Origin of the sequence: Maribacter chungangensis (assembly GCF_042676845.1) — a bacterium.
Classification (GTDB): Bacteria; Bacteroidota; Bacteroidia; order Flavobacteriales; family Flavobacteriaceae; genus Maribacter; species Maribacter chungangensis.
Map to the genome: position 1 here is coordinate 1,412,276 of NZ_JBHTHY010000003.1, position 26,107 is coordinate 1,438,382.

The window sequence follows — 26,107 nt, forward strand, 5'->3', positions numbered from 1 at the left end:
AATCCTAGTTCTTCCTTAAATCGTACCTTTAGGGTGCAAATTAATGACTATGGAAGAACGATTAATGTCCAAGAAAAAACCTGCGTATCCCGTTAATAAACGATTAGATGATTATTTGTCTACCTACAATAGAAAAATCGAAATCCCTATCTTTTATGAAGATTTATTACGATTTTCCGGTTCCGTTGTTGTTTATGACAAGAATGATGAAGATACCTTATGGATACGGGTATATTATTCCGAATATGACCGAAAGGAAATAGACGATAGTTTAAAAAAAGTCTATTCGATTCTGCATTCCGATGGTAGCGATAACATCAATCAATATTTGAACGTGGATGCAGTTGACTTTTGCACCTTTGGAAACTCCAAACCGTTTAGGATAAAGATCAGGAATATATTAAACGATAATTTTACGTATTTCTATATTAAAAAGACCGACGCTTCCCGTATTTACGGGCTGGAACTAGAGCACATGCTCTCTCCTTATAACTTAAATTTTTTGGTCTATAAGGATACATTGATAGAGGAGCATATTGCAGGAATACCAGGGGATGAATTTATAAAGAATATGCTGCCAACATGTACCGAATCCGAAAAGGCGCAGTTGGCAAAGGAGTTTGTCAAATTTAACGAACGGTGTATGATTCGTTTATTGGGCGATATGCGCAGCTACAATTATGTGATAGTACCGGTACACGATTTTGACCATGTGGTCTATAGAATACGTGCAATCGATTTTGACCAACAGTGTTTTGAAGGAAAGTTAAAGGTGTACAGACCCCAATTTTTTAAAGAAAACCTCAAAATGGTAGAACTGGTTCAGAAAAAACTGCTATCGGATTCCGTAGATCAATACAAACTAGAGGAACGTTCCATAATAGCGAAAAGAATCTTAAGTTCCAGTAAGCGTATAAAGAGAATACGGTCTGTTATTAAGACGGACAAAATTTCTACCAAAGAAAACGTAGCCCTGCTCAGGGAGCATATCTATGAACTTACCTTGGATATGGACTTTAAAAAGTGCAGAACCATGGGGCAGATACTGGATTTGGCTCTTAATTTCGTTAGAAGAAATTATGAGGATGTGAGTATGAAGCAGATTATTGAACAGAATATTAAAATTTAGTTGGTAGTTGGTAGTCTTTAGTCGTTAGATGGTTGTGTAAAAAGCATTCGGTTGGCAGTGGCAGTTAAAGTCATATATGCCACAACCCTTGTTCTGCAAAACAGGGGTTAATGAAAAGTAGAAAAGTAATTACGGTTTCTAGTTTTGAAAAGACAATTTTCTTACTGGCAGACCGGAAATAAATTATAGTTGTAGGCTCATGTTGTTTCGTTGCAAAAAGCCTAGAGCGCTGAAGGAATAGCAAAAAAGCCATATCAATTATTTGTATGGCTTTCTTTATGTTCTTTTGCTAACTGGTTAGCTTTTCTGTTCTTTGTTGAAATAGACTAGGTAATAGTACATTTGGCGTTCTTCGTCCCAGCCTTTCTCCACAAATTTTTCAGCGGATTCCGGATTTATGAAATCCATTTTGATCTGAATGTTGGTATCGAGATTAATAACGTTCTTAATCTTTTTTCTGGCATCGGAAACGGCTTTGTTGGCGATGTCAAAATTAGAGACGTCCTCAATGCTATATTTTGGTCCTTTTTCGGTTTTGTAATGTTTGAACTCTGGGATAAGTTCCGGGTTTGCCATTACATCGTTAAGGAAATTGGTTTCCTCAAAGGCGTCATTTTTAGCAAAATGGTTTACCGCTCTGTTCATGAACAGTACTTCTTGTTGTTTGTCCTCGGCCGGTAATACCACATCTTTTGCAAAATTCTGACAAAGCTTGAGGTAGTTCTTGGTCTTAAAATTATCGTCCGCTAATGCGTCTACACCCAAGAAATGCTCTAGCCAATATTTGGTGTCATACTTGTTGCTATCAACGGAAAGTACTTTATATCCTTCTTCCTTGTCTACATTGAAAATAAGGCACCCTTTATCAAGTTTGTTGATATTTATACCTTGTTGTACGATGATATCCAAATTGGAACTGTTTTCTTGAAACTGAAGAAAATCATGTTTTAGCTCGCTTTTGAAAATACCTATGGCATCCGTTTTTTGGTTATCCAAAAGGATACCGGTCAAGTAACAAACATAGACCTCTCCGCTTTTAATGTGCGGGTGGTTGGACTGCTCGAACAAATGCATCGCAATTTTTTTGGAATTTTGATGGCTGGTAGCGGTATCATCAAAAACAGCACTTACAATGTTAAAGAGTTCGTTGAATTCTATATCGACCTCATTGGTCAATTTATAATAATTTTCCTCTTTCTCCCGGAACGGTTTAAAAAAATACTCCTTTAATAGCCCTGTAGTTTCATCGTTGAGCGAAAAGGGTTCCTCAGATAAAAAAATACCTTCGTTTTTATTCTTGTTTCCTACTCTATGAATAGAGATATGTTCTATTTGTGTGGCGTATAGATTGATCATTGAATCGTTTTTATTTTCATTTCCGCGTAGGCGGAAATCCTACTCCGGTTATTTTTTAATTAGCTTGATTTTGGTGGTAAGCATCTAAACCTGTGGTCACTTAGTTCCAATTTTCATCAAAATCAAGGTCGTCGTAATTATCAAAAGTATCATCGAAATCGAAGGCACTGTTTTCAGATTCAAACTTCTTTTCCGGAGGTGCCTCCGGTAATTCTCCAAAACTGAAAAGGACATTGGGATAGGCACGGCCATCTTCCTTTTCTACCACATCGGCCAATTCCACAAAGAAGGTCCACATGCTAAGGAAATCGTATACGTAAATAAGTTTTGGTGATTTTTCACTTATGATATCCTCTAAAAAAGTTTCGTTCATCAACCGAACATCGGAACCGGATTCGCTCATATCAAAAAGCGCGATTTCCTCATCTTGAACCCATTCTTCGTCGCAGGTATAGAAAGAGGCCATCTCGTTTCCTAAAAAGCCAAACGCCTGTGTGATCGCATTGTGAAAGTCTTCCAACGAATTGTTTGCTTCAATTTCCAAGTCGCGAAAGATATCCTCTTCGGCATCAAGTATTATTCTAATTTTATAAACCATACCTATATTTTGTGGGAAGGCAAAGTTACGAAGTTTTAAGATTTGTTTTCGGCTTTAATGCATCTAAAACCAAATAGAACTGAACTCCAAAAAGAATGGCCGCTAGGACTAAATGCAATGGTTGGCTCCCGAACGGAAATGCTATATAGTTCATGGCAACCCCCGTAAATATTTCCAAGACCAGGATAAAGAGTACCCAGTAGATTTTAAGGTGACCAAGATCAAACTTAAATATGCGATAGGCTAAAAGTACATTCACCAGGATAATGGCTATGGAAAGGCTTCTGTGAACATAAAACACCAGTGTTGGGTCTTGTAGCCAAAGATGTTTTGCACCGGCCCCCAAGAGGTCTATTTGATGGTCTATAAATTCCCGTACCTGTGTTCCAAGAACAACTTGGATAAGGGTGAGGCCCAATGCCACGACTGCGATAACAAAGGTGGTTCTGTCGTAGGTGATGCGCTTGTTCTCCTTGTTCACAATAAAGATAATATAGAGTAAAAAGGCAACGATGACCAAGGCCATGAGCATGTGCAAGGTAATTTTAAACGGTAGTAGAAGCGAATATACTACCGTAGCCCCTAACCAGGCTTGAAAGCCCATACCAAATACCACCATCCAAGAGAGAAGGGTGACCGCCTTTTGTTTTTTCCAATATTTTAAAGATGCAAACGCCAGTAACAAGGTCGCCAGACCCGCCACCGCCCCGAATAAGCGATTGATGAATTCTATCCAGGTATGCCAAGGGTTAAAAATGGCGTAGTCATGTTTGGTATATGCCTCCCAATTGGCACTATCAAAATCGGTTCCGGTGGTGATGTCTTCCTTAGCTACCTGTAAGCTCTCGTTCAAGATGATAACCTGTCCTTTGTTATATGTTTTGTTCGGTTTCCATTCCAGTTCTGAAGCCTCTGTTGGTGGAATATAATAACCAAAACACTTTGGCCAATCGGGGCAGCCCATGCCGCTACCTGTCATGCGCACTACAGCTCCTGCGACGATAACCAAATACACCAATATCAAGGAAATTTTCGCTAATTTTCTAAATGATATCATAGCTGTTTTGCTTTAAGTCCCAGTTCGTTTCCCTTTTTTAGCATTAAGGTTTTAGCGGCATCGAATTCGTTGGGTATTTCCCCTTCCAGTATGGCTTCCTTAATGTACTCCTTTATAATACCTATTTCCTTTGAAGGTTTTAGATCAAATGCCTTCATGATTTCTTCTCCGCTAATAGGCGGTTGAAAATCCCTTACCCTATCCCGTTCTTCTACCTCGATAATTTTTTCGCGTACAATTTTGAAGTTGTTCTTGTACTTGCGCTGTTTTTTTGGATTTTTTGTGGTGATGTCCGCCTCGCATAAGGTCATTAAGTCCTCCACATGCTCCCCGGCATCAAATACCAGTCGCCTTACCGCAGAATCGCTCACATAATCCTCCGATAGCACAATAGGCCTAGAACTCATGAGTACCATTTTTTGAACGAATTTCATTTTGTCGTTCAGGGGCATTCGCAAACGTTTAAAAATTTTATAAACCATTTTTGAACCCACAAACTCGTGTCCATGAAATGTCCATCCTATTTTCTTGTGAAACCGTTTCGTGGGTGCCTTTCCGATATCGTGCAATAAAGCTGCCCAGCGCAACCAGAGGTCATCGGTTGTTTCGCAGATATTGTCTACTACCTCTAGGGTATGCCAGAAATTATCCTTGTGTTTTTGCCCTTCTATTTCTTCCACGCCTTGCAGTGCGGTAAGTTCGGGCAGGATAATTTCCAATAGGCCGGTTTTATGCAAAAGCGCGAAACCTTTTGATGGTTTTACGGTCTGCATTATCTTATGGAGCTCGTCTACGATACGCTCGTTAGAAATAATTTTTAGTCGCTCCTTATTATCCGTAATCGCTTGTAACGAAGGCAATTCTATGGTAAAGTCCAATTGTGTGGCAAAACGGACCGCTCGCATCATTCTAAGTGGATCGTCCGAGTAGGTGGTGTTGGGGTCCAATGGGGTTCTAAGTAGCTGTTTTTTCAAGTCCTTTATGCCTTCAAAGGGGTCTAGCAAATCTCCAAAAGTAGCTTTGTTAATGGAAAGCGCAAGGGCGTTAATGGTAAAATCCCGTCTTTTTTGATCGTCTTCCAAGGAGCCGTCTTCAACAACCGGTTTTCGGCTGTCCCTGTGGTAGCTTTCCTTTCTGGCGCCTACAAATTCTAGTTCCACTCCGTCATGCTTGATCATGGCGGTGCCGAAATTCTTAAATATGGATACTTTGGGTGCCCCGCTAAGTTTCGATGCCACTTTTTCGGCTAGGGCAATGCCACTTCCTACGGCCACGATGTCTATGTCTTTTGGAGTGCCTCTTTTTAGGAAAAAGTCACGCACAAAACCACCTATGACGTAGGCTTCAAGTCCCATTTCATCGGCACTTTCTTGAATTCTTTTAAAAATACTATGCGTTAATGCCTGTTTGTAGTTCATGGGTCTTTCGCCTGCATTATTCCCGTATCACTTTTACTATGTGATCACCACTTAATTTTATAATAGTAGATGCCCGGGAACCTTCGTTTTCCTGTTGCAAATTTACCACATAGTCTACACCTTTTAAAATGGCTGCATCTATTTCTTTAAAACTTTTCGGGGTACTGTTGCCTTCTATTTTTGCTATGGTGGCTACCAATGGTTTTTTAAATTTGTTGATGAGGTACTGGCAAAATTTGTCTGAGGCGACCCTAACGGCCAGTGACCCGTCCGGTGCCTTGACCTTTAGCGAAATCTCATTGGAACTGTCGTACACAATGGTAGTGGGCCTTGTGGCGACATCTAAAATGTCGTATGCCAAATCGGGAACCTTTTCTACATACTTTTCCAGCATACCTTCATGAGCTACCAAACAAACCATGGGGTCATTTGGTTTACGCTGTAAAAAGGTGATGAGCTTTTGTACGGCACTATCCTTTGTGGCGTCGCAGCCAATGGCCCACAGGGTGTCCGTGGGGTAGAGGATGAGGCCTCCCTTTTGTAAAACTTCAATAGCTTTGTTGATTTCTTCCGTCATTTTTTCTTCTTATCAGAATCTCTGCAAAAGTAAGTCTTCCAGTTTGTTGAGTACTTTTTTGTTGATCATTATATTTATTTGTTCATACCTTGTTTTTAAATTAATAGAAGATATACCATCATTTAAAAGCTGATTTTGTATTTTCCAAAAAACTTAGAGAACGTATCCTATGATAGCCCTAAATGATAAAGAAATATTAAATAAATTTCCTGGTTGGAGACTTGTCGAATTAAGTGAACACGGTCTTGAATTAGAATCAGTATCCGTTAAAAGTAAAGAAGATGGTGCTAAAATAGTTGCTTATTTGTACGAACAGATGCCGAATAAAAAGTGGATTTTCCATTTGGAGAACGATAGATTATTAGCTCAGATTAAAGAAAAATCCAAATATAACCGCATGTACACTTCCGGTTGTTTTGATATATTCCATTTTGGTCATCTTAATATATTGGCGAAATCAAAGGAGCTTTGCGATTATCTTATTGTTGGTGTTTCTACCGATGAACTTATTCTTAAAGAGAAAGGGAAGCTACCTGTGATACCCTTCGAAGAACGAATGAAAGTAGTACAAGCGATTGGACTTGTAGACGAGGTAATTCCCCAAATAGATAAAGATAAACAGCGTATTGTAGATATACATCGCATAGACGCTATCTCTGTAGGAGATGATTGGAAGGGAAGATATCCCAAGGTTAGCTGCGCCATGGAGTACTTTCCATATACCGCGAATGTAAGTAGTACTATTTTAAAACAAACCCTGCAGCTTAAGTAATAAATGATTAGGTAAGTGCTTTGTCATCCGCAGAAGTGTTCCAATCCTTGACCGGGGTTTGCCAATCACCATACCTATAGGTCAAATAACCATCTGTATTTTCTGGAATAGAATATACCTTGTTTTGAAAATTGATAGTTGTAAAGCTCGAGTAAAATTCTTTAGGAACACTTTTCGTCTTATTGTCTATTTCCCAAAAGGTATTTTCATCTTTGGTATATTTTATAAAAACATCTAAACACACCTTTCCTTTAAGAATACCAAAAAAACGTTTCTTCCGTAATTTTATCATTCTTAGCTTACCTTTTTTAAAAGTATCGTTTGTTGTGTTAAAGTGTCGTAGTCTTACTCTATAACCTTTACTTTTTAATGCTTTTATTAAAGTGGTGAGTTTTTTGGCTTCTGTGGCATGTATGGATATATCCAAATCGTTATCCCATGGTAGCAACCTGTTTTCTCTTCGTATACCTAATAGGGTTCCGCCTTCCAACCAATATGCTATCTTATTTTGCTCAAAAATGGCTGTAATTTCCCGAAGAAGTTTTTCTGCTTCTTTTAAGTTATTTCCTTCCAAGGTTATATCGTATGCCATTAGAACTGATTTTAAGTTTCTTTTTGACTTCTTAATCTTTTTAATTCCTTATACCTGCTGTAAACACCCAAAGCATTAAGATAACTAATGATTACGCCTTTTTTACCATCTAGGAAACCGAGTCTAAAAACAAAGTGGTTCAAAAATTTATAAAGAGGCCTAAAAATAAAATGATATAGGTTTGGGGCATAGTCTTTGGCTAGCTCTTCTTGGGCTTTCATCTGTCCGTACTTGATCATTTTCCCCTTATAATCTTCATAATCCTTATAAGAGTAGTGTATCAGTTTATGTTTTAGAACGTCAATTTCCCCGTCCACAACTAATGTCTCATGAACAATACGCTCCTTGGTAAAGGCTACCTTTGATTTTCTAAATAGCCTAAAGTTCTTATCGCTTTGCCAGCCACTAAATCTCAGAATTTTATTTCCGAACATGAATGTCCGGTAAAAATAGTAAGCTACTGCCTTGGGTTCTCCGTTTATGGTGGTAAGTATTTCATTTTTGAGTCGGTCCGTAAGGCGTTCATCCGCATCCATGAACAACACCCAATCGTTGGAGGCTTGGTTCATTGCAAAGGCCTTTTGGTCCGTATAGTTTACAAAAGGCCTTTGTATGAATCTGACTTTAGGTCTCTTCTTTATCCGTTCTACCGTACCATCGGTGCTAAAGGAATCTACTACTATGATTTCATCTGCAAATTGGACGTTGGTCAATACTTCGTCTATATTCACTACTTCGTTTAAGGTAATGAATACTGCGGATATTTTGTTTTTAACCTTACCGTTCCACACATTCGTGATGGGTCTATTAAAAAGTGCATCAATCTTAATTTTACGATCTAAGGGCAAAAATCTTTTCTCGGGAACCCCATTTTCGGCAATATACTTTTCTGCAGCTTGAATCATTCTTTGGGCCGACTTCCCATCTTGGTACGGATGGTACTGTTCATTGAGTTCCAAGCGCTGTTGTCCAAAAGAGTCGGTTTCCAAATTATTAAGTACGCTTTTTTTAAGATGGCCTTTTTTCGTGAGATTCTCCCACCGAATGTTGGTTGCTATGGTCTTGTAAGAAATGGCAGGTTTGTTCAATAAAAGAAATTCATAGATAACAGAGGAGGTGTCACTTATAAGTAGGTCCGCAAGAATTAAAAATTTTACGATGTTCTTTTCTTCTATAAAGAGAATGTTCTCATGATTTTTAGAAAGTTCTTTGTAGGGAGTTATTAATTCAGCTGCCATAAGATCATGGAACTTGATCATTATGATATATCCGGTAGCTATGGCTAGCTCCTTAATTTCTTTTAGTAAATCCGGGGCCGAGGTTAGACTTGGTGAAAAAGTGGGTGCATACAGTATTATTTTTTTGGTACGGTATTGATTTAATAGCGATTTTTTTTGAGCATCGTATTTGTTTTTTTGCAAACCATAGCCATCTAGTTTAGGCCAACCTGTCTGCACTACTTCAAAGTTTTTATATTTTGCTTTTAATTCATTAAACCTGTTCGTAAAATAAGGGCCTTGGGTAAGATAGAGGTCAAAATAATGACGTATTCTAAAATGTCCTTTTTTTTCACCTGCGAGACCGTGGAAAATTTGAACTTTAACTCCTCTTAGGTAATACGGAACTTCGTTCCCCGGGACAAATATGATATCACTTTTAAATAAGTGAGCGTCCAGGATGCTGGCGGTATGAGGCTCCTCCGGGAAAGGAAATTTTTGGATTAGTTTTTGGGCCACGTACCACAAATAGTCGTCCCCGCGGGAAATGATTTCATCCCTAATGGACGCCATAATGCCAAAAGCATATGCATTCTGGCAAAATAGGATAAATTTCATTTTTTAAACATCTTGTTTGCATTTTCTAAATCGTCCCTAAAATCGACCTCCATACAATCAAATTTGGATATGTCCAGTGCAGAAATTTTTATTCCATCTTTCGCGATGGCCATTTCCAGGCCTCGCTCAAAATAGTCGTTATCATCACATTCCTCTAATCTCGCTATAAAACTGTCGATGTCTTTTTGCGCTATGAAGTTAATACCAACGGCTTCTCCTAATCCATTTTTAACATTTTTGGAGAGTTCGTCAATGTAACCGTTCTTTAACGTGTATTTAACTTCTTCATCGGCTACTTTGCTGGTATTTACAGCTACAAAAGAATTTTCGGAATCTATATGTCCTTCTAGTAGGGTGAGTAAATCTCCATCGAAGACAACATCGCCATTTAACCATAAAACGGAGGTGTTTCTACTTTTTTTAAGTGCTTTCAATAGACTTTTGGAGGTATTGGTACAATCAAAAAATGGATTATAAATATAAAGCAGGTTTGGGAATCGCTCCATAATCAAATCCTTTTTAAAACCCACTACCACGTTAATATCGTCAATATTAAATTTTGAGGCGAGGTTGTCTACCTGCATTCCCATAATAGTCTTACCATTATTTAGGGGTGTTAGCGGTTTGGGAAATGGGTTGCCTAAACGGGAACCAATACCTGCTGCAAGAATAACAATTTTCACTATGTGTTTTTTTTAGTCTAAGGTACTCTTTGTAAGTGTGTTAATCGCTTATTAGAGCTGTGATTCCAATCATTTACTGCTTCTATGCCTAATCGCACAAATAAAAGGAGGAAATCCTTATTTTTTCAAATGTAAAATTATTTTAAGGATAACTAAAATTAAGTCACAAGTCAAAATGCAGAATTATGGTAGTTAAAAGCGGGTACTAGTTATTGGTCGGCAATATTTCCGTAGTTTAAATCTTAGGTAATACATCTAGAATTAGGTTGAATCAGCTACTTCTTTGGGAAATAGTTTTAAGACTGATCGCTTTTTGCTCATGCTCCAATCTTCTCAATTCTAGATAGCGTTCCCAATCACATAGTGCATTTAGGTAGCATACGGTAATTCCCTTGAAGCCGTCAAGAATTCCAAGCCTAATAATATAATTAAAGAGGAAGGTAAATGTTGGTTTTGCCACTAACAGAATGGGATTGAAGCCTTTGTTTTTTTGTAAGGCTTCTTTAGCCTTTAATCTTCCGTAGACCAACATTTTATTTTTGTAATTTCTGTAATCACGGTAGCAATAGTGTGTAAGTTTGTTTTTTAAAATCCCGGAACTACCTTTTATTTCCAATGTTTCGTGTACAATGCGTTTATCCGAAAACTGTGCCTTGCTTTTTCTAAATAGTCGGTAATTTTTATCCGTTTGCCACCCGCTAAAGCGCAACTGTTTCTGTTGGAACATAAATTTTCTACGAAACCAATATGCTGCATGTCCTTGGTTGGAATTTACGGTGTTTGTAATTTCATGGCGCAATTCTGGTGTTACAATTTCGTCGGCATCTACAAACAGTACCCAGTCGTTGGAGGCTTGTGATAAGGTAAACGCCTTTTGGGCCGTGTAATTTTTGAACGGATGTTGAATAACTCTCACTTTGGGGTGTGCACGGAGGTATTCATACGTACCATCGGTACTGTAGGAGTCCACCACAATGATTTCATCTGCGAATTCCACCGATTTCAAGCATTTTTCTATGTACCCTAGTTCGTTGTAGGTAATTACAAGTGCCGATATTTTAGTACGCTGAGGCTCCATAACCAAGATTAATAGTTAAGTTAGTAAGGAGTGTTCTGGGTATAGAACTGAAAAAAAGGGAAAAAATTATATTTTTACCTATATTTCCATACAAAATTATACGGCTACATTGTGTTCCCTTAGCGCATCGTTAAGCGAGGTTTTTTTATTCGTACTTTCTTTTCTTGTCCCAATAATCAGTGCGCAGGGAACCTGAAACTCTCCGGCCGGAAATTTTTTGGTGTAACTCCCTGGTATAACAACTGAACGCGCAGGAACCCTACCTTTAAGTTCTACAGGGGAAGACCCTGTAACATCAATTATTTTAGTAGAGCCCGTTAGCACTACATTCGCACCAAGTACAGCTTCTTTTTCTACATGTACACCCTCGACCACAATACATCTAGAACCTATAAAGGCGTTATCCTCTATTATAACCGGTGAAGCCTGTAGCGGCTCTAACACGCCTCCTATGCCTACACCTCCGCTAAGATGTACGTTTTTACCTATTTGAGCGCAACTTCCTACGGTGGCCCATGTATCTACCATGGTACCTTCGTCTATGTAGGCGCCTATGTTCACATAACTTGGCATCAGAATGGTACCCGGTGAAATGAAGGCACCATGTCTGGCTACCGCGTTCGGTACTACACGTATTCCTTTTTCTTTATAGCCCGTTTTTAAGGGCATCTTATCATGATATTCAAAAATTCCGGCTTCAAGGGTTTCCATTTTTTGAATTGGGAAATACAGGACAACGGCTTTTTTTACCCACTCGTTTATTTGCCAGCCAGTTGAAGTAGGTTCCGCACAACGAAGTTTGCCCAAGTCTATAAGGTTGATCACCTCCCTTATGGTTTGTTGTGTCTTGTCTTCGGTTAAGAGCGCCCTATTTTCCCAAGCCTGTTCAATTATATTTCTTAAATCTGTCATGTTGTTCCAAAATTTTTTCAAATATAGGTCGAAGTAAAGTAATTCACCGTAGGTAAGTTCACATATCACAAATTATCCATTACTTTTGATAAAATTTTAGTTTGGGAAGATTATTGGCATTGGATTATGGAGAAAAACGAACGGGTATTGCCGTTACGGACGAGTTACGTCTTATAGCTTCTGGTCTCACCACGGTTCCTACCAAAGAGCTTATAGCTTTTTTAAAAACCTATGTAAATGACGAAAAAGTTGATGTTTTTGTCATTGGAGAACCCAAGCAAATGAACAATGATCCTTCGGAGTCCGAGCAGTATATAAAACCATTTTTAGTAGAACTTTCCAAACATTTTCCTGATATCTCTATCGAAAGACAGGACGAGCGCTTTACTTCTAAGATGGCCTTTCAGAGTATGCTGGATGGCGGTTTGAAAAAGAAGCAACGTAGAGATAAAGCTTTGATAGACGAGATAAGTGCCACAATAATATTGCAGTCATATTTAGAAAGAAATTAAGATGGACGCCTTAATCGATTTTGAAATATTGGTCAAAAGAAAGATACGGCAGTATTTTACATCTTTTTTTGCACATAGGGATATTCAAAAACTCACAAATTCCGATTTTGTAATCGTTAGCAGGAACTGTTGGGGAGGCCAGGTATACCAATATTTGCAAAAGCCTTACAATACCCCTTTTGTAGGATTATTTTTATTTGGTCCTTGTTATATGAAATTGTTGGCCAATTTCGATGACTATATGCAAATGGATATGGATTTTTTATCTGTATCCAAATATCCGGAGTCCAAGAACAATTACCCTATAGGACTTTTAAACGATGTGGAAATCCATTTTCAGCATTACGAAACAGAAGCAGAGGCGTTGGAAAAATGGAATCGCAGAAGGGATAGGATGCTCGAAAACAGGAATAAGGACAACTATTTTTTTATGGTTTGTGACCGTAGGCGCATCAATACCGAGGATTTAACAAAATTTCATGAACTTCCTTTTAAAAATAAGGTTTCCTTTGCATTTTATGATTTGGCAACAAAAAAAACAAATCATATCCGTTTTCTTACTAGTAAACACAATAAAAAAAATAGGATACCTAACGGAAAAAAGAGATTTAAACTCACTTTTTTATACTTTGATATAGTCCACTGGTTAAATAGTGGAGAAATTTTAAGAACACGATTTAAAGAATTACGATGATATTACCAATTATAGCCTACGGGGATACCGTGCTAAGAAAAGTAGGTGCCGATATTGGCCCCGACTACCCGGACTTTAAAGTGCTTTTGGAAAATATGTGGGAGACCATGTACAATGCTAAAGGAGTTGGACTTGCAGCCCCGCAAATAGGACTGCCTATTCGTTTGTTCCTAGTGGATACTAGTCCTTTTGCCGATGATGAGGAGCTTACCGAGAGTGAACAAAAACAGTTGAACGGTTTTAAGCGGGTATTTGTAAATGCCTATATAGAAGAGGAAATCGGTGAGGAATGGGCTTTTAACGAAGGTTGTTTAAGTATACCGGATGTGCGCGAGGATGTCAGTAGAAAGGGAACCATTAAGATTACTTACCTTGATGAAAACTTTAAACAACATCAAGAAACTTTTGATGGACTCTTAGCACGGGTAATACAGCATGAGTATGATCACATAGAAGGTATTCTGTTTACGGATAAATTGTCGTCATTAAAAAAACGAATGATCAAGGGAAGGCTCTCCAATATATCCAAGGGAAAAATCAACGTAGATTACCGCATGCGATTTCCAAATATGAAAAAAGGTCGTTAAATACTTCTTTTAATCAGTTTAAAAATATAATATTTGCCCTTAAAAAATTTAAAATAGCCTATGGGGTTGGAGAAAATACTATCGGTTGCCGGTAAACCGGGATTGTACAAATTGATAACACAAACCAGATCGGGATTTGTAGCGGAGTCTCTGTTGGATGGAAAAAGAATTAGCGTAGGACTTAGAAGTAACGTTAGTGTACTTTCCGAAATAGCCATATACACCTTGGAAGCGGAATTGCCGTTACGTGAGGTGTTTCTAAAAATACAGGAAAAGGAAAACGGAGGTAAAACTTCTGTAGGCCATAAAGAGGATAAAATAAAGTTGGAAGAGTACTTTTTTGAGGTGCTCCCCAATTATGACGAGGATAGGGTATATGCCAGCGACATTAAAAAAATAGTTCAATGGTACAATATTTTGGTCGATAAGGACATAGCGGACTTTTCGGAACCTGAAAAAGATTCTGAGTCTGAAAAAGAATCTGATAAAGAGAGCGCTACGGAATAGGAATAGTTTCGTTTAATCGTATAAAAAAGCCTCAACTGCAGCTGCAATTGAGGCTTTTTTATTTTTCGACTACCAACTACCAACTACCAACTACCAACTACCAACTACCGACTACCGACTAATATCAGTCTTTTTCGATGGTCTTATAGGTGTATTTGCTCTTTTTCCAATCTATGAGGGGAGATGGGTAGTATTTTACGTCCATGCGTTCTAGAAACGGAGCCTGGTTGGCCAAACGAACTTTGTAGTCTTCCCAATTTCGGTTTTCAGGAATGCTCCAGCTGAGTTCGGAATGACCTATGACCCTAGGAAAGGCCAAGTATTCCAGTTCGTCTATGTTGCTTATGGTCTCGGACCATAATGGGGCTTCTATGCCAAGAATATTTTCCCTTGGAATACCACCGTAGCCCTCAGGTGTCCAGATGTAGGCGGAATCTACCGGAATGTAAGCTGCCCAATGCAGACCAAATTTGGAAAGTGTATCGTATTTCATGTCCAAATAGGTTCTTGTTGCGGGAGATACGATTACTTGCATCCCTTTTTCAACCGCTTTTTTGGCATTCTCCGCACTGGCCCACCATTGGGAGATAGAAGTAGAATCAATATCGGCAACGGCAACTTCGTCCCAGCCTATCATACGTTTGCCATATTTTTGGACAATTTTTTCTACCCGGTTCACAAAATAGATGTAATCATCTTTTTTAGTGACATGGCTTTCGTCTCCCCCAATATGGAAATAAGGCCCCGGGGTAATTTCGGAAATTTCCCGTACTACATCGTCTACAAAAGCATAAACGGTATCCTTTCTGGTATCAAAGGTGCTAAAACCTACCTCGATACCCTCATATAGTTCGGGTGTTTTGCCATTTCCGTTTAAAAAAGGATAGGAAACGGATGCAGCATTGGTGTGTCCCGGCATATCTATTTCGGGAACCACGGTCATATAGCGTTCTGCGGCATACCGTACAATTTCTTTGTAATCTTCTTGGGTGTAAAAACCACCGGCTTCACCACCAACTTCGGTACTGCCTCCGATTTCCGTTAATTTGGGCCAGGATTTGATTTCAATTCGCCAACCTTGATCATCGGATAAATGCAAGTGCAGTACGTTGATCTTGTAGTAAGCCAAGATATCGATGTACTTTTTCACATCTTCTACACTAAAAAAATGACGCGCCACGTCCAACATGGAACCTCTATACTCAAAAGCGGGGTTGTCCGTAATTTTTCCGGTGGGTACCGGCCATATTGTATGTGGTGCCAAGGTATCGTTACTGGTATGCGGTACGAGTTGCCTTAGGGTCTGTATGCCCCTAAAGGCACCTTCTGCAGTGTTTGCGTTAATGATAATGGAATCTTGATTAATGTACAATTGATAGGCTTCCGGTGTGTTAATATCCGTACTGTCCGATTTGTTGATGTAAATAACCCGTTCTAACGTTTGTAGCGATTCATCGTTCACCGGGATTTCGAGGTTTGTTTTTTGGGCCAGTTTATTGGCCAGAAACTCGGCTACTTCCTGAAAACCGGTATCACCTTTGGCCGTGTAAATGGCCGTGAACTTATCTAGCGCAAAGGCCGAATTGGTAGAGATGACTTTCAAGGGTTTCGGAATTAAACCTTCCGCGGCCAGATTTGTGGTAGGCATGTTAATTCTTGGTTTACGTTCCGCTGTGCACGCGTAAAACGCACAAATAAGGAAAACTACGAACGTGGTCCTGATAAGAGTGTTTTTTATCATTATTGTTAATTATAGGTTAGTAACTAGGTATTTAATGGCTTCGTGCCAAAGGGCGTATCCCTTGTCGTTCATGTGCAGGCCATCCTCTAGAAATAGGTCTGTTTTTAATTTTCTTCCATTAAGCATGGGAGACCAAACATCGGCATAGGTTAAGAGCGGATTTTTAGCGCCCATTTTTTTGAATTTTCTATTGAGTCTTTTGTATTTACTACGTAAACTCCAACGACTTATACTTGGTTTTGCGGCCATTAGTACAATTTTGGTGTCGGCTTTGTTCTTATGGATCTCTCGGATTATTTCGTGGGTAGTGGCTATAATTTCCTTAGGTCTTTTTTTGGCCGATAAATCATTATCGCCCTCGTAAATAAATACTTGTTTAGGAGCGTAACGGAGCACCAATGGCTCTAAGTAATATAATAGATCCGCGGCCTGGGAGCCACCGAATCCTGTGTTTATAATCTGATGCTCTGGAAACAAGGCTTTAAGACTATGCCACATACGTATACTGGAGCTGCCGGTAAATACGATGCTTTCGCTGTTAGCGTCCCAGATAGAATCGTACTTTTTTGATATCGCATTTACTTCATCTGAAAATGGTGCGGCATCTTGGCCAAAGGCCAAAATTCCTGATAGGAGAAGAATATAAAAGAGGAATTTCATTATAAAAGCATATCAGTTTGCAAATAACCACCGATTTTTGGTCAGGTCAAATGATTTTCGACCTAGGATCTGTTTAGGCGCACAAAGGGAGGACAGCACCCTTTATTAGTTCATAATTATATTCTTTTAATTCAAAAATTATGTATTGGAACTTTGTAACGAAGTTCTAATGCCTATTTTGGGTTTAGGATACCAAGGAGAAAACGAATGCTGCGATCATTGCTCCGATAATAGGTCCTATCACAGGAACCCAAGAATAGTTCCAGTCGCTGTTTCCTTTGTTTTTCAATGGCAGGATAGCATGCAGAAGGCGTGGGCCTAAATCCCGCGCAGGATTAATGGCGTATCCCGTTGGCCCTCCCAGACCAAAACCGATACCTATAACCAACAATGCCACGGGCAGGGCATCCAAAGCCCCAAGGGAAATGGATTCGGAACCAACGCTGCCCCCTGCAATAAAAAAGATACCGAAAACCAAGGCAAAGGTTCCAATAATTTCGGTCACCAAATTCCAAAACGGATTTCTAATGGCGGGCGAGGTGCAAAAAGTGCCAAGGATGGCAGCTGGGTCCTCGGTTGCATCGTATTGCTTTTTATGGTTCAGCCATACCAATAAATTACCCATCATGGCACCCAAAACCTGTGCAACAATATAACCCGGAACCAATGTCCAAGAGAATTTTCCTGCCGTGGCCAACCCTATGGTCACCGCAGGATTTAGGTGCGCCCCACTGGCGTCTGCAGAAACAAAAACACCGATAAAGACGGCAATACCCCACGCAAGTGCAATTCCTACCCACCCAAGATCTCCACCCTTGGTTCCCTTTAGCACTAGATTGGCCACTACGCCATTACCGATAAGGATAAGCATGGCCGTTCCTATAAATTCAAAAATGAAAGCTGTCATTTGGTTTGGTTTTAGGTGGTTGAAGATAAAAAAAATAGGCCAGCTTTTGGATCTTAAACCGCTCCCGATTATCCATTTCCATTACTTTTTATCTGATTTGTAGGATTCTTTTGGGGCGTTAAATAATCGATATTCCCTACCACCGAACCCCATTTACGCTCATTGTTAAGGTATAAATAGCTTTGGAAGCGGTAATGAATAGTATGTTTTGTTCTGCTCCTCCAAAAGTGACATTGGCAGTCCAATCGGCTGCGATAGGGATGTGTTCTATCTGTTTCCCTTGGGCATTAAAAACGGTGACACCCTCGCCGGTTAGGTATACGTTGCCTTTATTGTCTATCGTCATTCCGTCCGATCCCATGTTGGTAAAAAGCTTTCGATTGGTTAGGCTCCCGTCATTTGCAATGGTATAGGAATAGGTTTTTTTATCGCCAATATCCGAAATATACAGGGTCTTGCCATCTGCTGTTCCAATAATTCCGTTGGGACGCTCAAAATTGTCCGCAACTACTTTTGCCTCTGTACTGTTGGGGGCGATATAGTAAACCAGCTGCGCATCCAATTCCGCTTCTTTTCGTTCCCAATAGGGTCTTTGGTAGTACGGATCGGTAAAATAGATACCTCCTTTTTTATCTACCCAAATATCGTTTGGTCCGTTGAGCTTTTTGTTTTCGAAGTGATGCAACAAAATACGCACTTTTTTATCCATATCAATTTGCCAGAGTTCATTTTTTTCATCGGCCGCAGCCAAAAGATTGCCTTGGTTGTCAACATACAGTCCGTTGGCACGACCAGCTGGTTTCATAAACGTTGAAACGGTATTGGTTTTTGCGTCCCATTTTAAAATACTGTTGTTGGGTTGGTCGGTAAAATAAACATTGCCTTCCTTGTCCGATGCGGGGCCTTCCGTAAACGCATAGCCATCTTGTACTAAAATTGGTGTAGCACTGTTTGAAATAATAGGTTTTTTGAGTGAATTGCAAGAAACAAAAAGTAGTATTAAGAAAGCGAAAGGTATTGGAGATCTCATAATAACCGTAGCATTTTAAAGTGAGTAGAAAAGTACACTAAATATTTGATTTTTTCTAACGCCTTAAATTGTAGTCCTTACCTAGACCTACTATTACCATTACGCCTATAAACATAAAACTCCAAAACGTTTTAGAGTTTTGGAGTTTTTGTATTGTACTATTTTAAATATACCTTTAATGCATTGGTTTCTTCGCTGTCGCGAAATCTAAATGGTTACTTTACGAGATTAATTTCTACCCTTCGATTTTGGCTTCTTCCGGCTTTGTACATATTATCTGCTATGGGTTTGTCTTCTCCATAGCCCACCGATGTAAGTCTTGTCGCGGCTATACCGTTTTCAATAAGAAATGTTTTAACTGCGTTCGCCCGTTCCTCGGATAATTTTTGGTTCGTTATCCTACTGCCTATACTATCCGTATGGCCTTCAACCGTGAAATTGGCCGTTGGGTATTCATTCAGAATCATGATAATATCCGTTAGTACACCTGTAGACTCCTCTTTAAGGGTACTTTTTCCGGTAGTGAACAAAATAGTCTTTGCATATTCATTCAACGTTTTTTGTACTTCTTCGGTGACTATCGGTTCGGGTTCGGGGCATCCTTTGTTCGCTACCGTACCCGCTTCGTTTATACAGGCATCATCTTTGTCCAAAATACCGTCACCATCCGTATCTTTCCATGGGCAGCCATTGTTTTCCAAAGGTCCTTTTTCGTTAGGGCAGGTGTCTTCGTTATCCAAGATACCGTCACCATCTGCATCCCCCCAAGGGCACCCATTATTTTCTGTTGGTCCTGCTTCGTTTATGCATGCATCGTCCTTATCTAGTATGGTATCGCCATCAGTATCTTTCCAAGGGCAGCCGTTGTTTTCCGGATCACCAAATTCTTTAGGGCAGTCATCAAACTTGTTGAGTACGCCATCACCATCCTTGTCTTTGGGGGTAGGTTGGTAAATGGGTATTTTTACTCCTGCGTAGACATCTGCCGCCCTACTGGTATTGCTTGTAAGCGCTGAGAGTATAGAACCTGAACCAATGTATAACGGCCCGGCGCGTAAACCTGCACCAAGTTGTGTGCCGGCATCTTTTATTACGCTAAGCGGCAAGTAAAAGGAAAACCATTTGGTTTCAAAGCGTGGTGTTAGGCCAAGTGTGGCAGGTATGCGGTTTACATTTATTTTATTGCCGGAGGTCAGTGGTAGATTTGTGTTAAGGTTTATGTAGAATTTCTTGTGCAAATTGTAATCCGCAGATAAACGCATAGCAGTGGGCAGTATGGCTTTGGAGGCGGTAGCCGTACTTGTTTGTGTGTATAGATTGTTTAGGATATCTTCTATGCTATCCTCGTTTTCAATATCGTCCTCACTTACGGTTGCGTTTATATCATAGGTCTCTTGGGTACTGTCCTTGTAATTTATAGAACCAATATCTGATATGGATAGCCCGATTTTTAATTTATATTTGTTCAGGTGCTTTGCCGTGGAATTACCGTTGGGATCAACTCCGTTATAGTCTGCATGGTCCGGTCTCCATTCATACACAAAACCTACATCTGCGCCAAAACCGGTGGCATTGTTTAAACTTTGAATGTCAAAATCATCAAAATCATCGCTAATATTGTCGCTGCTGCCATACATAACCTCCCCGGTAGAGGTTAAGCTCCCTGTAGTTTGGCCTCCGGGCAAAGAAGTGCCATCAGCATCATAGGCAATGTTTACATCAGTACCACTGGCAAAGGTATTGCCAATACCTTGCAAATATTTTAAGGAGATACCTCCCTTTAAAAAATGTTGGTCCTTAACTACTAAGGTTCTTGCATAGGTAAAGCCATATTCCGTCCAGCCATTTGCCGTGGCAAAGGCATTTCCTTCATTGATCAAAAAATCTTGGTTTTCATCAAAACCATCGGCCAAATTATCAATAGTATTTCCGTTAATCTCGTTTACATTAAAGGCTATCCTGGCCCTCGTGAACAAAGCAATGCTACTTTTTGGGCTAAGATTAAACATAACGGCCGGTCCCAAAATATCTGTATTCCCATAGAGGTTGTTGTTTTCTGTGGGTGTTTTGGTTCCATCTAGGTCAAAATCAAAATCCGAATTTCCAATAGCATCGTTAATGTTTACACCGTAATAATCGTTGCTAAAAAACGCGCTGGCTCCTAAAAGGTTAATATCCGTTTTAAACCTGGAATCTGTAATATTGGCCGGGTTGTCTATTACACCATGCACACCACTATAGTTATCGGTTAGGAAGCCAATATAGGATTGTGCGTGAAGGCCATATCCCAAGAGAACGAGCGATATGCTTAAAAGGTACTGTTTCATGTTAACGTTTTTTTGTGTTGGAGTTGTAATAACCATTTATAGTACTATTTATTGTATTTTAACCATCTTATGAATGGTTAGGATGCACTTTTTTCATTGCGGGATATAGTAATGATGTTGAAAGTGACTTACAGTAGAATTTCACATAAGCCGTGATTAGCTCCTTAATTTAAAATCTTATCCTTGGTTTTTGGAAGCCATAACTGGTGCAATTCGTAGTTTTGTTTAAAATATAAGGTAATGCATTCAAGACAGGAGCAATTAAAGGCGGTGGACAGGTTATTAACGGTAATGGACAAGCTTCGGGCGCAATGTCCTTGGGATAAAAAGCAGACCATAGCAAGCTTACGCCATTTGACCATAGAAGAAGTCTACGAGCTTGGCGATGCTATCTTGGATAATGATTTGGAGGAGGTTAAAAATGAATTGGGCGATATTTTATTGCACATTGTTTTTTATTCAAAAATAGGTTCGGAAACCGGGGATTTTGATATCGCCGATGTGGCCAATGCCATTTGTGAAAAGTTAATACATAGGCACCCACATATATATGGCGATGTTACCGTGAACAATGAGGAAGACGTAAAACGCAACTGGGAGCTCTTAAAGCTGAAAGAAGGCAAGAAAAGTGTGCTTGAGGGCGTTCCCAAAAGTTTACCTGCCTTGGTAAAAGCGAGTCGGATACAGGAGAAAGTAGCCGGAGTGGGATTCGATTGGGAGCAGCCCCAGCAGGTTTTTGAGAAAGTACAGGAGGAGCTTGGGGAACTACAGGAAGAAGTGCGCGAGGGCGATAAAGATAAGATAGCCTCCGAGTTTGGCGATGTGCTCTTTTCCATGATCAATTATGCCCGGTTTTTAGGGATTGATCCCGAAACAGCTTTGGAACGGACCAATAAAAAATTCACGAAACGTTTTCAATACTTGGAAAAATCCGCCAGTGATAAAGGAAAATCCCTCCAAGAAATGAGCTTGGATGAAATGGATGTGTACTGGAACGAGGCGAAAAAACAGGGGTAGAATCCGTTGGGACCGTGACTATCGATTTTAGCCAGAGACAATACCCAATGGCCAAGTGCCAAAAGCCAAAAACCATCAACCAAGAGCTAAGGCCTAATTTTACTTGTTGGTCTACACGCCAAATTTCATTTCCATTCCTAGGTGGTGATATGCTCAACTAACTATTAAAAAAGTATATTTGCACCGTTAAAAATCCAACCTGTTGCTCAGTAATTACACCAAAGAGTTTAGATATAACATAAAACTGTCCGTCCCTGTTATTTTGGGGATGTTGGGGCATACGTTTGTGCAGTTTGCGGATAATATCATGGTGGGCCAATTGGGAACCGCTGAACTCGCGGCGGTCTCTTTGGGGAACAGTTTTGTTTTTATAGCCATGTCTCTGGGTATCGGTTTTTCAACTGCAATTACGCCCTTGGTGGCAGAAGCGGACGGAGCTGGTAAGGCAGCGGATGCAAAAAGTGCTTTAAAGCATGGATTGGTACTCTGTACGCTATTGGGATTATCATTATTCGGTATAATTCTATTGGCCAAACCCCTCATGTTTATGATGAAGCAGCCCCTAGAGGTGGTAGAGTTGGCCCTGCCGTATTTGGATCTAGTGGCGTTTTCCTTGGTGCCCTTGATTATTTTTCAGGCTTTTAAACAGTTTTCGGAAGGATTGTCCCAGACCAAGTACCCTATGTACGCCACAATAATTGCCAACATCGTAAATATTGTCCTTAATTATTTGCTGATTTTTGGGGCTTTTGGTTTTCCCGAAATGGGCATCGTAGGTGCTGCCGTCGGTACTTTGGTTTCCAGGGCAGTGATGGTCATTTATATTTGGGTGCTCCTACGAAGCAAGGAAAAGTTTCACCCGTTCGTTACTGGCTTTAACTTTAAGCATATCGAAAAACGGGTGATGAACAAAATCATAGCACTGGGTTTTCCATCTGCCTTACAGATGTTTTTTGAAGTGGCCATTTTTACGGCGGCGATCTGGTTGAGCGGCGTACTTGGTAAAAATCCCCAGGCGGCAAATCAAATTGCCTTGAACCTTAGTAGCATGACCTTCATGTTCAGTATGGGTCTGGGTGTAGCGGCCATGATCAGGGTAGGTAACCAGAAAGGGCTTAAGAACTTTAGCGAGCTCAGAAGAATAGCGCAATCTATATTTTTACTTACTTTTTTAGTGGCTACAGGATTCGCGATACTTTTTCTTATAGGTCGAAATTGGTTTCCGACCATTTACTTGGACTTGGATGACGCCTTAAACCTCGTAGACAATACCGAAGTAATAGCCCTGGCCGCACAGTTGTTATTGGTTGCGGCGTTCTTTCAGATAACAGATGGCGTACAAGTGGTGGTCTTAGGTGCTTTGCGTGGTTTACAAGATGTGAAGATTCCTACCTTGATTACCTTTATAGCCTACTGGCTCATTGGTTTTCCGGTTTCCTATTATACAGGACTACATACAGATCTAGGCAGTGTTGGTATTTGGTTGGGACTTTTTGTGGGGTTAACGGCATCGGCCATTATGTTGTATATTCGATTCAATTACCTCACAAAAAAATTAATAGTGCAAGAGGCATTGGCTAAAGCTTCTTAATTTAGAACAACGCATCGAATGAAATAATTTACACTTTTATGGAACTACCAAAATTTATTCTCGGCGATAATACCGATCATCCCAATGCCATATTTGTAGTACACACGGACTACCCCAGGTTCATCATCAATTTGGAAAACGATGAGGTAGTTTGGTTTGAGGAGTTCTCCAAGGAAGACGAAAAGGACTTGGAAGAGGAAATGGGAAACCTGATCGCCATGGCTACCGAATTTTATGACCGAGAGGTTTCCCGTTACGAAGAATAACGGCCATGCTAGATTCACTCATACAATGGGACCATGAACTTTTCCTATATCTGAACGGTTTGGGAACGCCTTCTTGGGATTTCTTTTGGCAGTTTGTGTCCAATAAACGCAGCGCAATTCCCATTTACCTTTGCCTATTACTGTTATCCTACATAAAATACGGTTTAAAAAGAACGGTCGTTTTGGTGGTTTCCGTTGCCTTGTTAATAACGGTTACCGATCAGCTCAGTAACTTTTTTAAGTATGGTGTAGCTAGGTTAAGACCTTGCCACGACCCGGAGCTCATGGATGCCATGCGCTTGGTCAAGAGCCGTTGCGGCGGTAAGTACGGATACTTTTCCGCACATGCGGCAAATTCTTTTGCCGTAGCCGTTTTCTTTTGGCATACCCTAAGGACCGAATTAAGGAAGGTGAGCTATATCTTACTGGTTTGGGCCGCATTGGTAGCCTATAGCAGGGTCTATATCGGGGTTCATTTTCCTTTGGATATCCTTACGGGCGCACTCCTCGGCAGCCTTTTTGGCTGGTTGTTTTCAAAGTTATTTATATTTGCACTCCGGAAATTCTCCCTATGATATCCAACCTAAGATATTGGTTTTTAATTGGCTTGGTCATCCTAGTGTATATAGGTGGAATGTTCGTAACCCTAATGGAGAACGATTCCGCACAGTTCGCCGTTATGGCCATGCGTATGGTGCAGGAGAACGATTTTTTAAATCTGTTCAAGGGGCCAAATGAGTATTTGGACAAGCCCCATGTGCATTATTGGCTGGCTGCGCTTTCCTATAAAATATTCGGTATTCACGATTGGGCGTACAGGATTCCCGGTATACTTGCTACACTGTTGGGGGCTTTTAGCAGTTACGGACTGGGAAAGATCTTGTATAACAAACAAACCGGAAAACTAGCCGCCTTAATTTTTATGACCGCCCAGACCATTATGCTTGGCGCTATAGATGTCCGAACCGATGCCGTGCTCACTGGTTTCACCATTTTTGCGATATGGCAATTGGTTACCTATATAGAAAATGGGAGCCTACGCGCAATTTTATTAGGTGCTTTGGGTGCAGGTATCGCGTTCTCTACCAAAGGCCAGATAGCCTTATTGGTCATAGGTCTGCCTATTTTATGCCACGTGGCCTACACCAGAAATTGGAAGGTATTTTTAAACTGGAAAGTGCTTGCCGCGCTCCTCATTTTCGGGATCACCATATCGCCCATGCTTTATGCCTATTACCACCAGTTTGATATGCACCCGGAGAAGGTAATCAGAGGAAAATCCGGCCGGAGCGGCATCTTCTTTATTTTTTGGGAACAGAGCTTTGAACGTTTAAGCGGGGAGGGCATAGGCAAGAACAGCAGCGATTATTTTTTCTTTTTCCATACCTTCCTCTGGGTCTTTTTACCGTGGACTATCTTGGCCATCGCAGCGGTAAGTACCAGGATTCGTAATTTTTTCAAACAAAATTTTGCAAAACGCTCCAATACCGAGTTTCTGACTACGGGCGGTATCGTCCTAATTTTTATCCTCATCAGTTTTGCCCAGTTTAAGTTGCCGCATTACTTAAATGTAACCATCCCCTTGTTCTCGGTGCTTACGGCTTCGTACATACATGGTTTATATCGAGATCAAAAAGAAAAAGCCATGAAACGGTTTTTGGTGGGTCAGTATCTTATTGCAGGTATCGTATTCATTGCATCTGCACTTATTTGCTTCTTCGTTTTCCAAGTGAACAGTATTTCCGTATATGTTGCCTTGGCCGTGATGGTTGGAATAGGCATGTATTTCTGTATCAAAGGCGAAGATAGGTTTGCAAGGTTGGTTACGGTTTCGGTATGTGCTTCCTTGGTGTTGAATACGGTGCTCAATCTTCATTTTTATCCTAATTTATTGGAATATCAAGGCGGTTCGTCTATGGCCAAGGTGGTAGAGGAGCAGAACATACCGGTAGATGCTATTTACAAAATTGGTCAAGAATACACTTGGTCCCTGGACTTTTATAATCAACAACCCGTTAAGATCACAACCTTGAAAGACCTTCAGAAGAAACACGATATCTGGGTCTATGCCAATGAAAAAGAGTTGGAGCAGTTACGTAGTTCCGGTGTGGATTGGGATACGCAATATGCAGTAGATCATTTTCGTATCACCCGCCTACAAGCGAAGTTTTTAAATCCGAATACGCGGCACAAGGTATTAAAGAAGATGTACTTGATACATGTTTACTAGGTCCTCCTAAACATGTTTTTTGACACAGGCC

General features: G+C 40.2%; 26 protein-coding genes. 11 read left to right on the plus strand and 15 right to left on the minus strand.

Features of this window, described 5'->3' with window-relative positions:
• Window positions 1-49 precede the first annotated feature (49 nt).
• Window positions 50-1,129 carry a hypothetical protein gene (locus ACFQZJ_RS05940; protein ID WP_379932999.1) on the plus strand — a complete coding sequence of 360 codons (1,080 nt, stop codon included), beginning with the start codon at window positions 50-52 and terminating at the stop codon, window positions 1,127-1,129.
• Window positions 1,130-1,426: 297 nt separating this feature from the next.
• Here ACFQZJ_RS05940 and ACFQZJ_RS05945 read toward each other — a convergent pair whose 3' ends face one another.
• The 5 genes from ACFQZJ_RS05945 to ACFQZJ_RS05965 all read right to left on the minus strand — a co-directional run bounded on the left by ACFQZJ_RS05945 (window position 1,427) and on the right by ACFQZJ_RS05965 (window position 6,135).
• Complete coding sequence (locus tag ACFQZJ_RS05945) at window positions 1,427-2,485, minus strand: nucleoid-associated protein (RefSeq protein WP_379933000.1); 1,059 nt, start codon at window positions 2,483-2,485, stop codon at window positions 1,427-1,429.
• 100 nt (window positions 2,486-2,585) lie between these two features.
• Window positions 2,586-3,083 carry an IS1096 element passenger TnpR family protein gene (locus ACFQZJ_RS05950; protein ID WP_379933001.1) on the minus strand — a complete coding sequence of 166 codons (498 nt, stop codon included), beginning with the start codon at window positions 3,081-3,083 and terminating at the stop codon, window positions 2,586-2,588.
• 25 nt (window positions 3,084-3,108) lie between these two features.
• Complete coding sequence (locus ACFQZJ_RS05955) at window positions 3,109-4,140, minus strand: COX15/CtaA family protein (RefSeq protein ID WP_379933002.1); 1,032 nt, start codon at window positions 4,138-4,140, stop codon at window positions 3,109-3,111.
• Complete coding sequence (locus ACFQZJ_RS05960; RefSeq protein WP_379933003.1) at window positions 4,137-5,558, minus strand: CCA tRNA nucleotidyltransferase; 1,422 nt, start codon at window positions 5,556-5,558, stop codon at window positions 4,137-4,139. The genes ACFQZJ_RS05955 and ACFQZJ_RS05960 overlap by 4 nt, the downstream gene beginning before the upstream one ends.
• A gap of 16 nt (window positions 5,559-5,574) precedes the next feature.
• Entirely contained in the window at window positions 5,575-6,135 is a 561-nt protein-coding gene (locus tag ACFQZJ_RS05965; RefSeq protein WP_379933004.1) for an L-threonylcarbamoyladenylate synthase, read from the minus strand.
• A 169-nt stretch (window positions 6,136-6,304) separates the two neighbouring features.
• On the opposite strand from ACFQZJ_RS05965, the gene ACFQZJ_RS05970 reads away from it, so the two are divergent.
• Complete coding sequence (locus ACFQZJ_RS05970) at window positions 6,305-6,907, plus strand: adenylyltransferase/cytidyltransferase family protein (protein ID WP_379933005.1); 603 nt, start codon at window positions 6,305-6,307, stop codon at window positions 6,905-6,907.
• Window positions 6,908-6,914: 7 nt separating this feature from the next.
• On the opposite strand, the gene ACFQZJ_RS05975 is transcribed toward ACFQZJ_RS05970, so the two are convergent.
• From ACFQZJ_RS05975 to ACFQZJ_RS05995, 5 genes are all read right to left on the minus strand, one after another.
• Window positions 6,915-7,499, minus strand: a complete 585-nt coding sequence (locus ACFQZJ_RS05975; protein ID WP_379933007.1) for a LicD family protein — start codon at window positions 7,497-7,499, stop codon at window positions 6,915-6,917.
• An 11-nt stretch (window positions 7,500-7,510) separates the two neighbouring features.
• Window positions 7,511-9,334 (minus strand): CDP-glycerol glycerophosphotransferase family protein, encoded by a 1,824-nt coding sequence (locus tag ACFQZJ_RS05980; RefSeq protein WP_379933009.1) that lies wholly within the window; start codon window positions 9,332-9,334, stop codon window positions 7,511-7,513.
• On the minus strand, window positions 9,331-10,017 hold the full coding sequence (locus ACFQZJ_RS05985) for a phosphocholine cytidylyltransferase family protein (RefSeq protein WP_379933010.1): 687 nt from the start codon (window positions 10,015-10,017) through the stop codon (window positions 9,331-9,333). The genes ACFQZJ_RS05980 and ACFQZJ_RS05985 overlap by 4 nt, the downstream gene beginning before the upstream one ends.
• 271 nt (window positions 10,018-10,288) lie before the next feature.
• Complete coding sequence (locus ACFQZJ_RS05990) at window positions 10,289-11,095, minus strand: glycosyltransferase family 2 protein (protein WP_379933012.1); 807 nt, start codon at window positions 11,093-11,095, stop codon at window positions 10,289-10,291.
• Window positions 11,096-11,191: 96 nt separating this feature from the next.
• Window positions 11,192-12,007 (minus strand): 2,3,4,5-tetrahydropyridine-2,6-dicarboxylate N-succinyltransferase, encoded by an 816-nt coding sequence (locus ACFQZJ_RS05995; protein ID WP_379933013.1) that lies wholly within the window; start codon window positions 12,005-12,007, stop codon window positions 11,192-11,194.
• 101 nt (window positions 12,008-12,108) lie between these two features.
• Between ACFQZJ_RS05995 and ruvX the strand changes: the two genes are divergently transcribed.
• From ruvX to ACFQZJ_RS06015, 4 genes are read left to right on the plus strand one after another with little or no spacing between them, the layout of a single operon-like run.
• Window positions 12,109-12,519, plus strand: coding sequence for a Holliday junction resolvase RuvX (gene ruvX, locus ACFQZJ_RS06000; RefSeq protein ID WP_379933014.1), 411 nt, complete (start codon window positions 12,109-12,111; stop codon window positions 12,517-12,519).
• A gap of 1 nt (window position 12,520) precedes the next feature.
• Window positions 12,521-13,213, plus strand: a complete 693-nt coding sequence (locus ACFQZJ_RS06005) for a DUF1919 domain-containing protein (RefSeq protein ID WP_379933015.1) — start codon at window positions 12,521-12,523, stop codon at window positions 13,211-13,213.
• Window positions 13,210-13,800, plus strand: coding sequence for a peptide deformylase (def, locus tag ACFQZJ_RS06010; protein ID WP_379933017.1), 591 nt, complete (start codon window positions 13,210-13,212; stop codon window positions 13,798-13,800). The genes ACFQZJ_RS06005 and def overlap by 4 nt, the downstream gene beginning before the upstream one ends.
• Before the next feature lie 60 nt (window positions 13,801-13,860).
• Window positions 13,861-14,307 carry a DUF5606 family protein gene (locus ACFQZJ_RS06015; protein WP_379933018.1) on the plus strand — a complete coding sequence of 149 codons (447 nt, stop codon included), beginning with the start codon at window positions 13,861-13,863 and terminating at the stop codon, window positions 14,305-14,307.
• Between the two features lie 124 nt (window positions 14,308-14,431).
• Here the strand turns inward: ACFQZJ_RS06015 and ACFQZJ_RS06020 are convergent, their stop codons facing one another.
• The 5 genes from ACFQZJ_RS06020 to ACFQZJ_RS06040 form a co-directional block, all read right to left on the minus strand.
• Entirely contained in the window at window positions 14,432-16,048 is a 1,617-nt protein-coding gene (locus ACFQZJ_RS06020; RefSeq protein WP_379933020.1) for a family 20 glycosylhydrolase, read from the minus strand.
• Between the two features lie 9 nt (window positions 16,049-16,057).
• Window positions 16,058-16,708, minus strand: coding sequence for an SGNH/GDSL hydrolase family protein (locus tag ACFQZJ_RS06025; RefSeq protein WP_379933022.1), 651 nt, complete (start codon window positions 16,706-16,708; stop codon window positions 16,058-16,060).
• A 184-nt stretch (window positions 16,709-16,892) separates the two neighbouring features.
• Complete coding sequence (locus ACFQZJ_RS06030) at window positions 16,893-17,615, minus strand: MIP/aquaporin family protein (RefSeq protein ID WP_379933024.1); 723 nt, start codon at window positions 17,613-17,615, stop codon at window positions 16,893-16,895.
• Between the two features lie 136 nt (window positions 17,616-17,751).
• Complete coding sequence (locus tag ACFQZJ_RS06035) at window positions 17,752-18,645, minus strand: SMP-30/gluconolactonase/LRE family protein (RefSeq protein ID WP_379933026.1); 894 nt, start codon at window positions 18,643-18,645, stop codon at window positions 17,752-17,754.
• 215 nt (window positions 18,646-18,860) lie between these two features.
• Window positions 18,861-20,972, minus strand: a complete 2,112-nt coding sequence (locus ACFQZJ_RS06040) for a DUF5723 family protein (protein WP_379933027.1) — start codon at window positions 20,970-20,972, stop codon at window positions 18,861-18,863.
• A 240-nt stretch (window positions 20,973-21,212) separates the two neighbouring features.
• On the opposite strand from ACFQZJ_RS06040, the gene mazG reads away from it, so the two are divergent.
• From mazG to ACFQZJ_RS06065, 5 genes are all read left to right on the plus strand, one after another.
• Window positions 21,213-21,989, plus strand: a complete 777-nt coding sequence (gene mazG / locus ACFQZJ_RS06045; protein WP_379933029.1) for a nucleoside triphosphate pyrophosphohydrolase — start codon at window positions 21,213-21,215, stop codon at window positions 21,987-21,989.
• Window positions 21,990-22,191: 202 nt separating this feature from the next.
• A complete protein-coding gene (locus ACFQZJ_RS06050; protein ID WP_379933030.1) occupies window positions 22,192-23,580 on the plus strand; it encodes an MATE family efflux transporter in 1,389 nt (462 codons plus the stop codon).
• 38 nt (window positions 23,581-23,618) lie between these two features.
• Window positions 23,619-23,846 carry a hypothetical protein gene (locus ACFQZJ_RS06055; protein WP_379933031.1) on the plus strand — a complete coding sequence of 76 codons (228 nt, stop codon included), beginning with the start codon at window positions 23,619-23,621 and terminating at the stop codon, window positions 23,844-23,846.
• A gap of 5 nt (window positions 23,847-23,851) precedes the next feature.
• A complete protein-coding gene (locus tag ACFQZJ_RS06060) occupies window positions 23,852-24,421 on the plus strand; it encodes a phosphatase PAP2 family protein (protein ID WP_379933032.1) in 570 nt (189 codons plus the stop codon).
• Entirely contained in the window at window positions 24,418-26,076 is a 1,659-nt protein-coding gene (locus ACFQZJ_RS06065; protein ID WP_379933034.1) for an ArnT family glycosyltransferase, read from the plus strand. The genes ACFQZJ_RS06060 and ACFQZJ_RS06065 overlap by 4 nt, the downstream gene beginning before the upstream one ends.
• Window positions 26,077-26,107 lie beyond the last annotated feature (31 nt).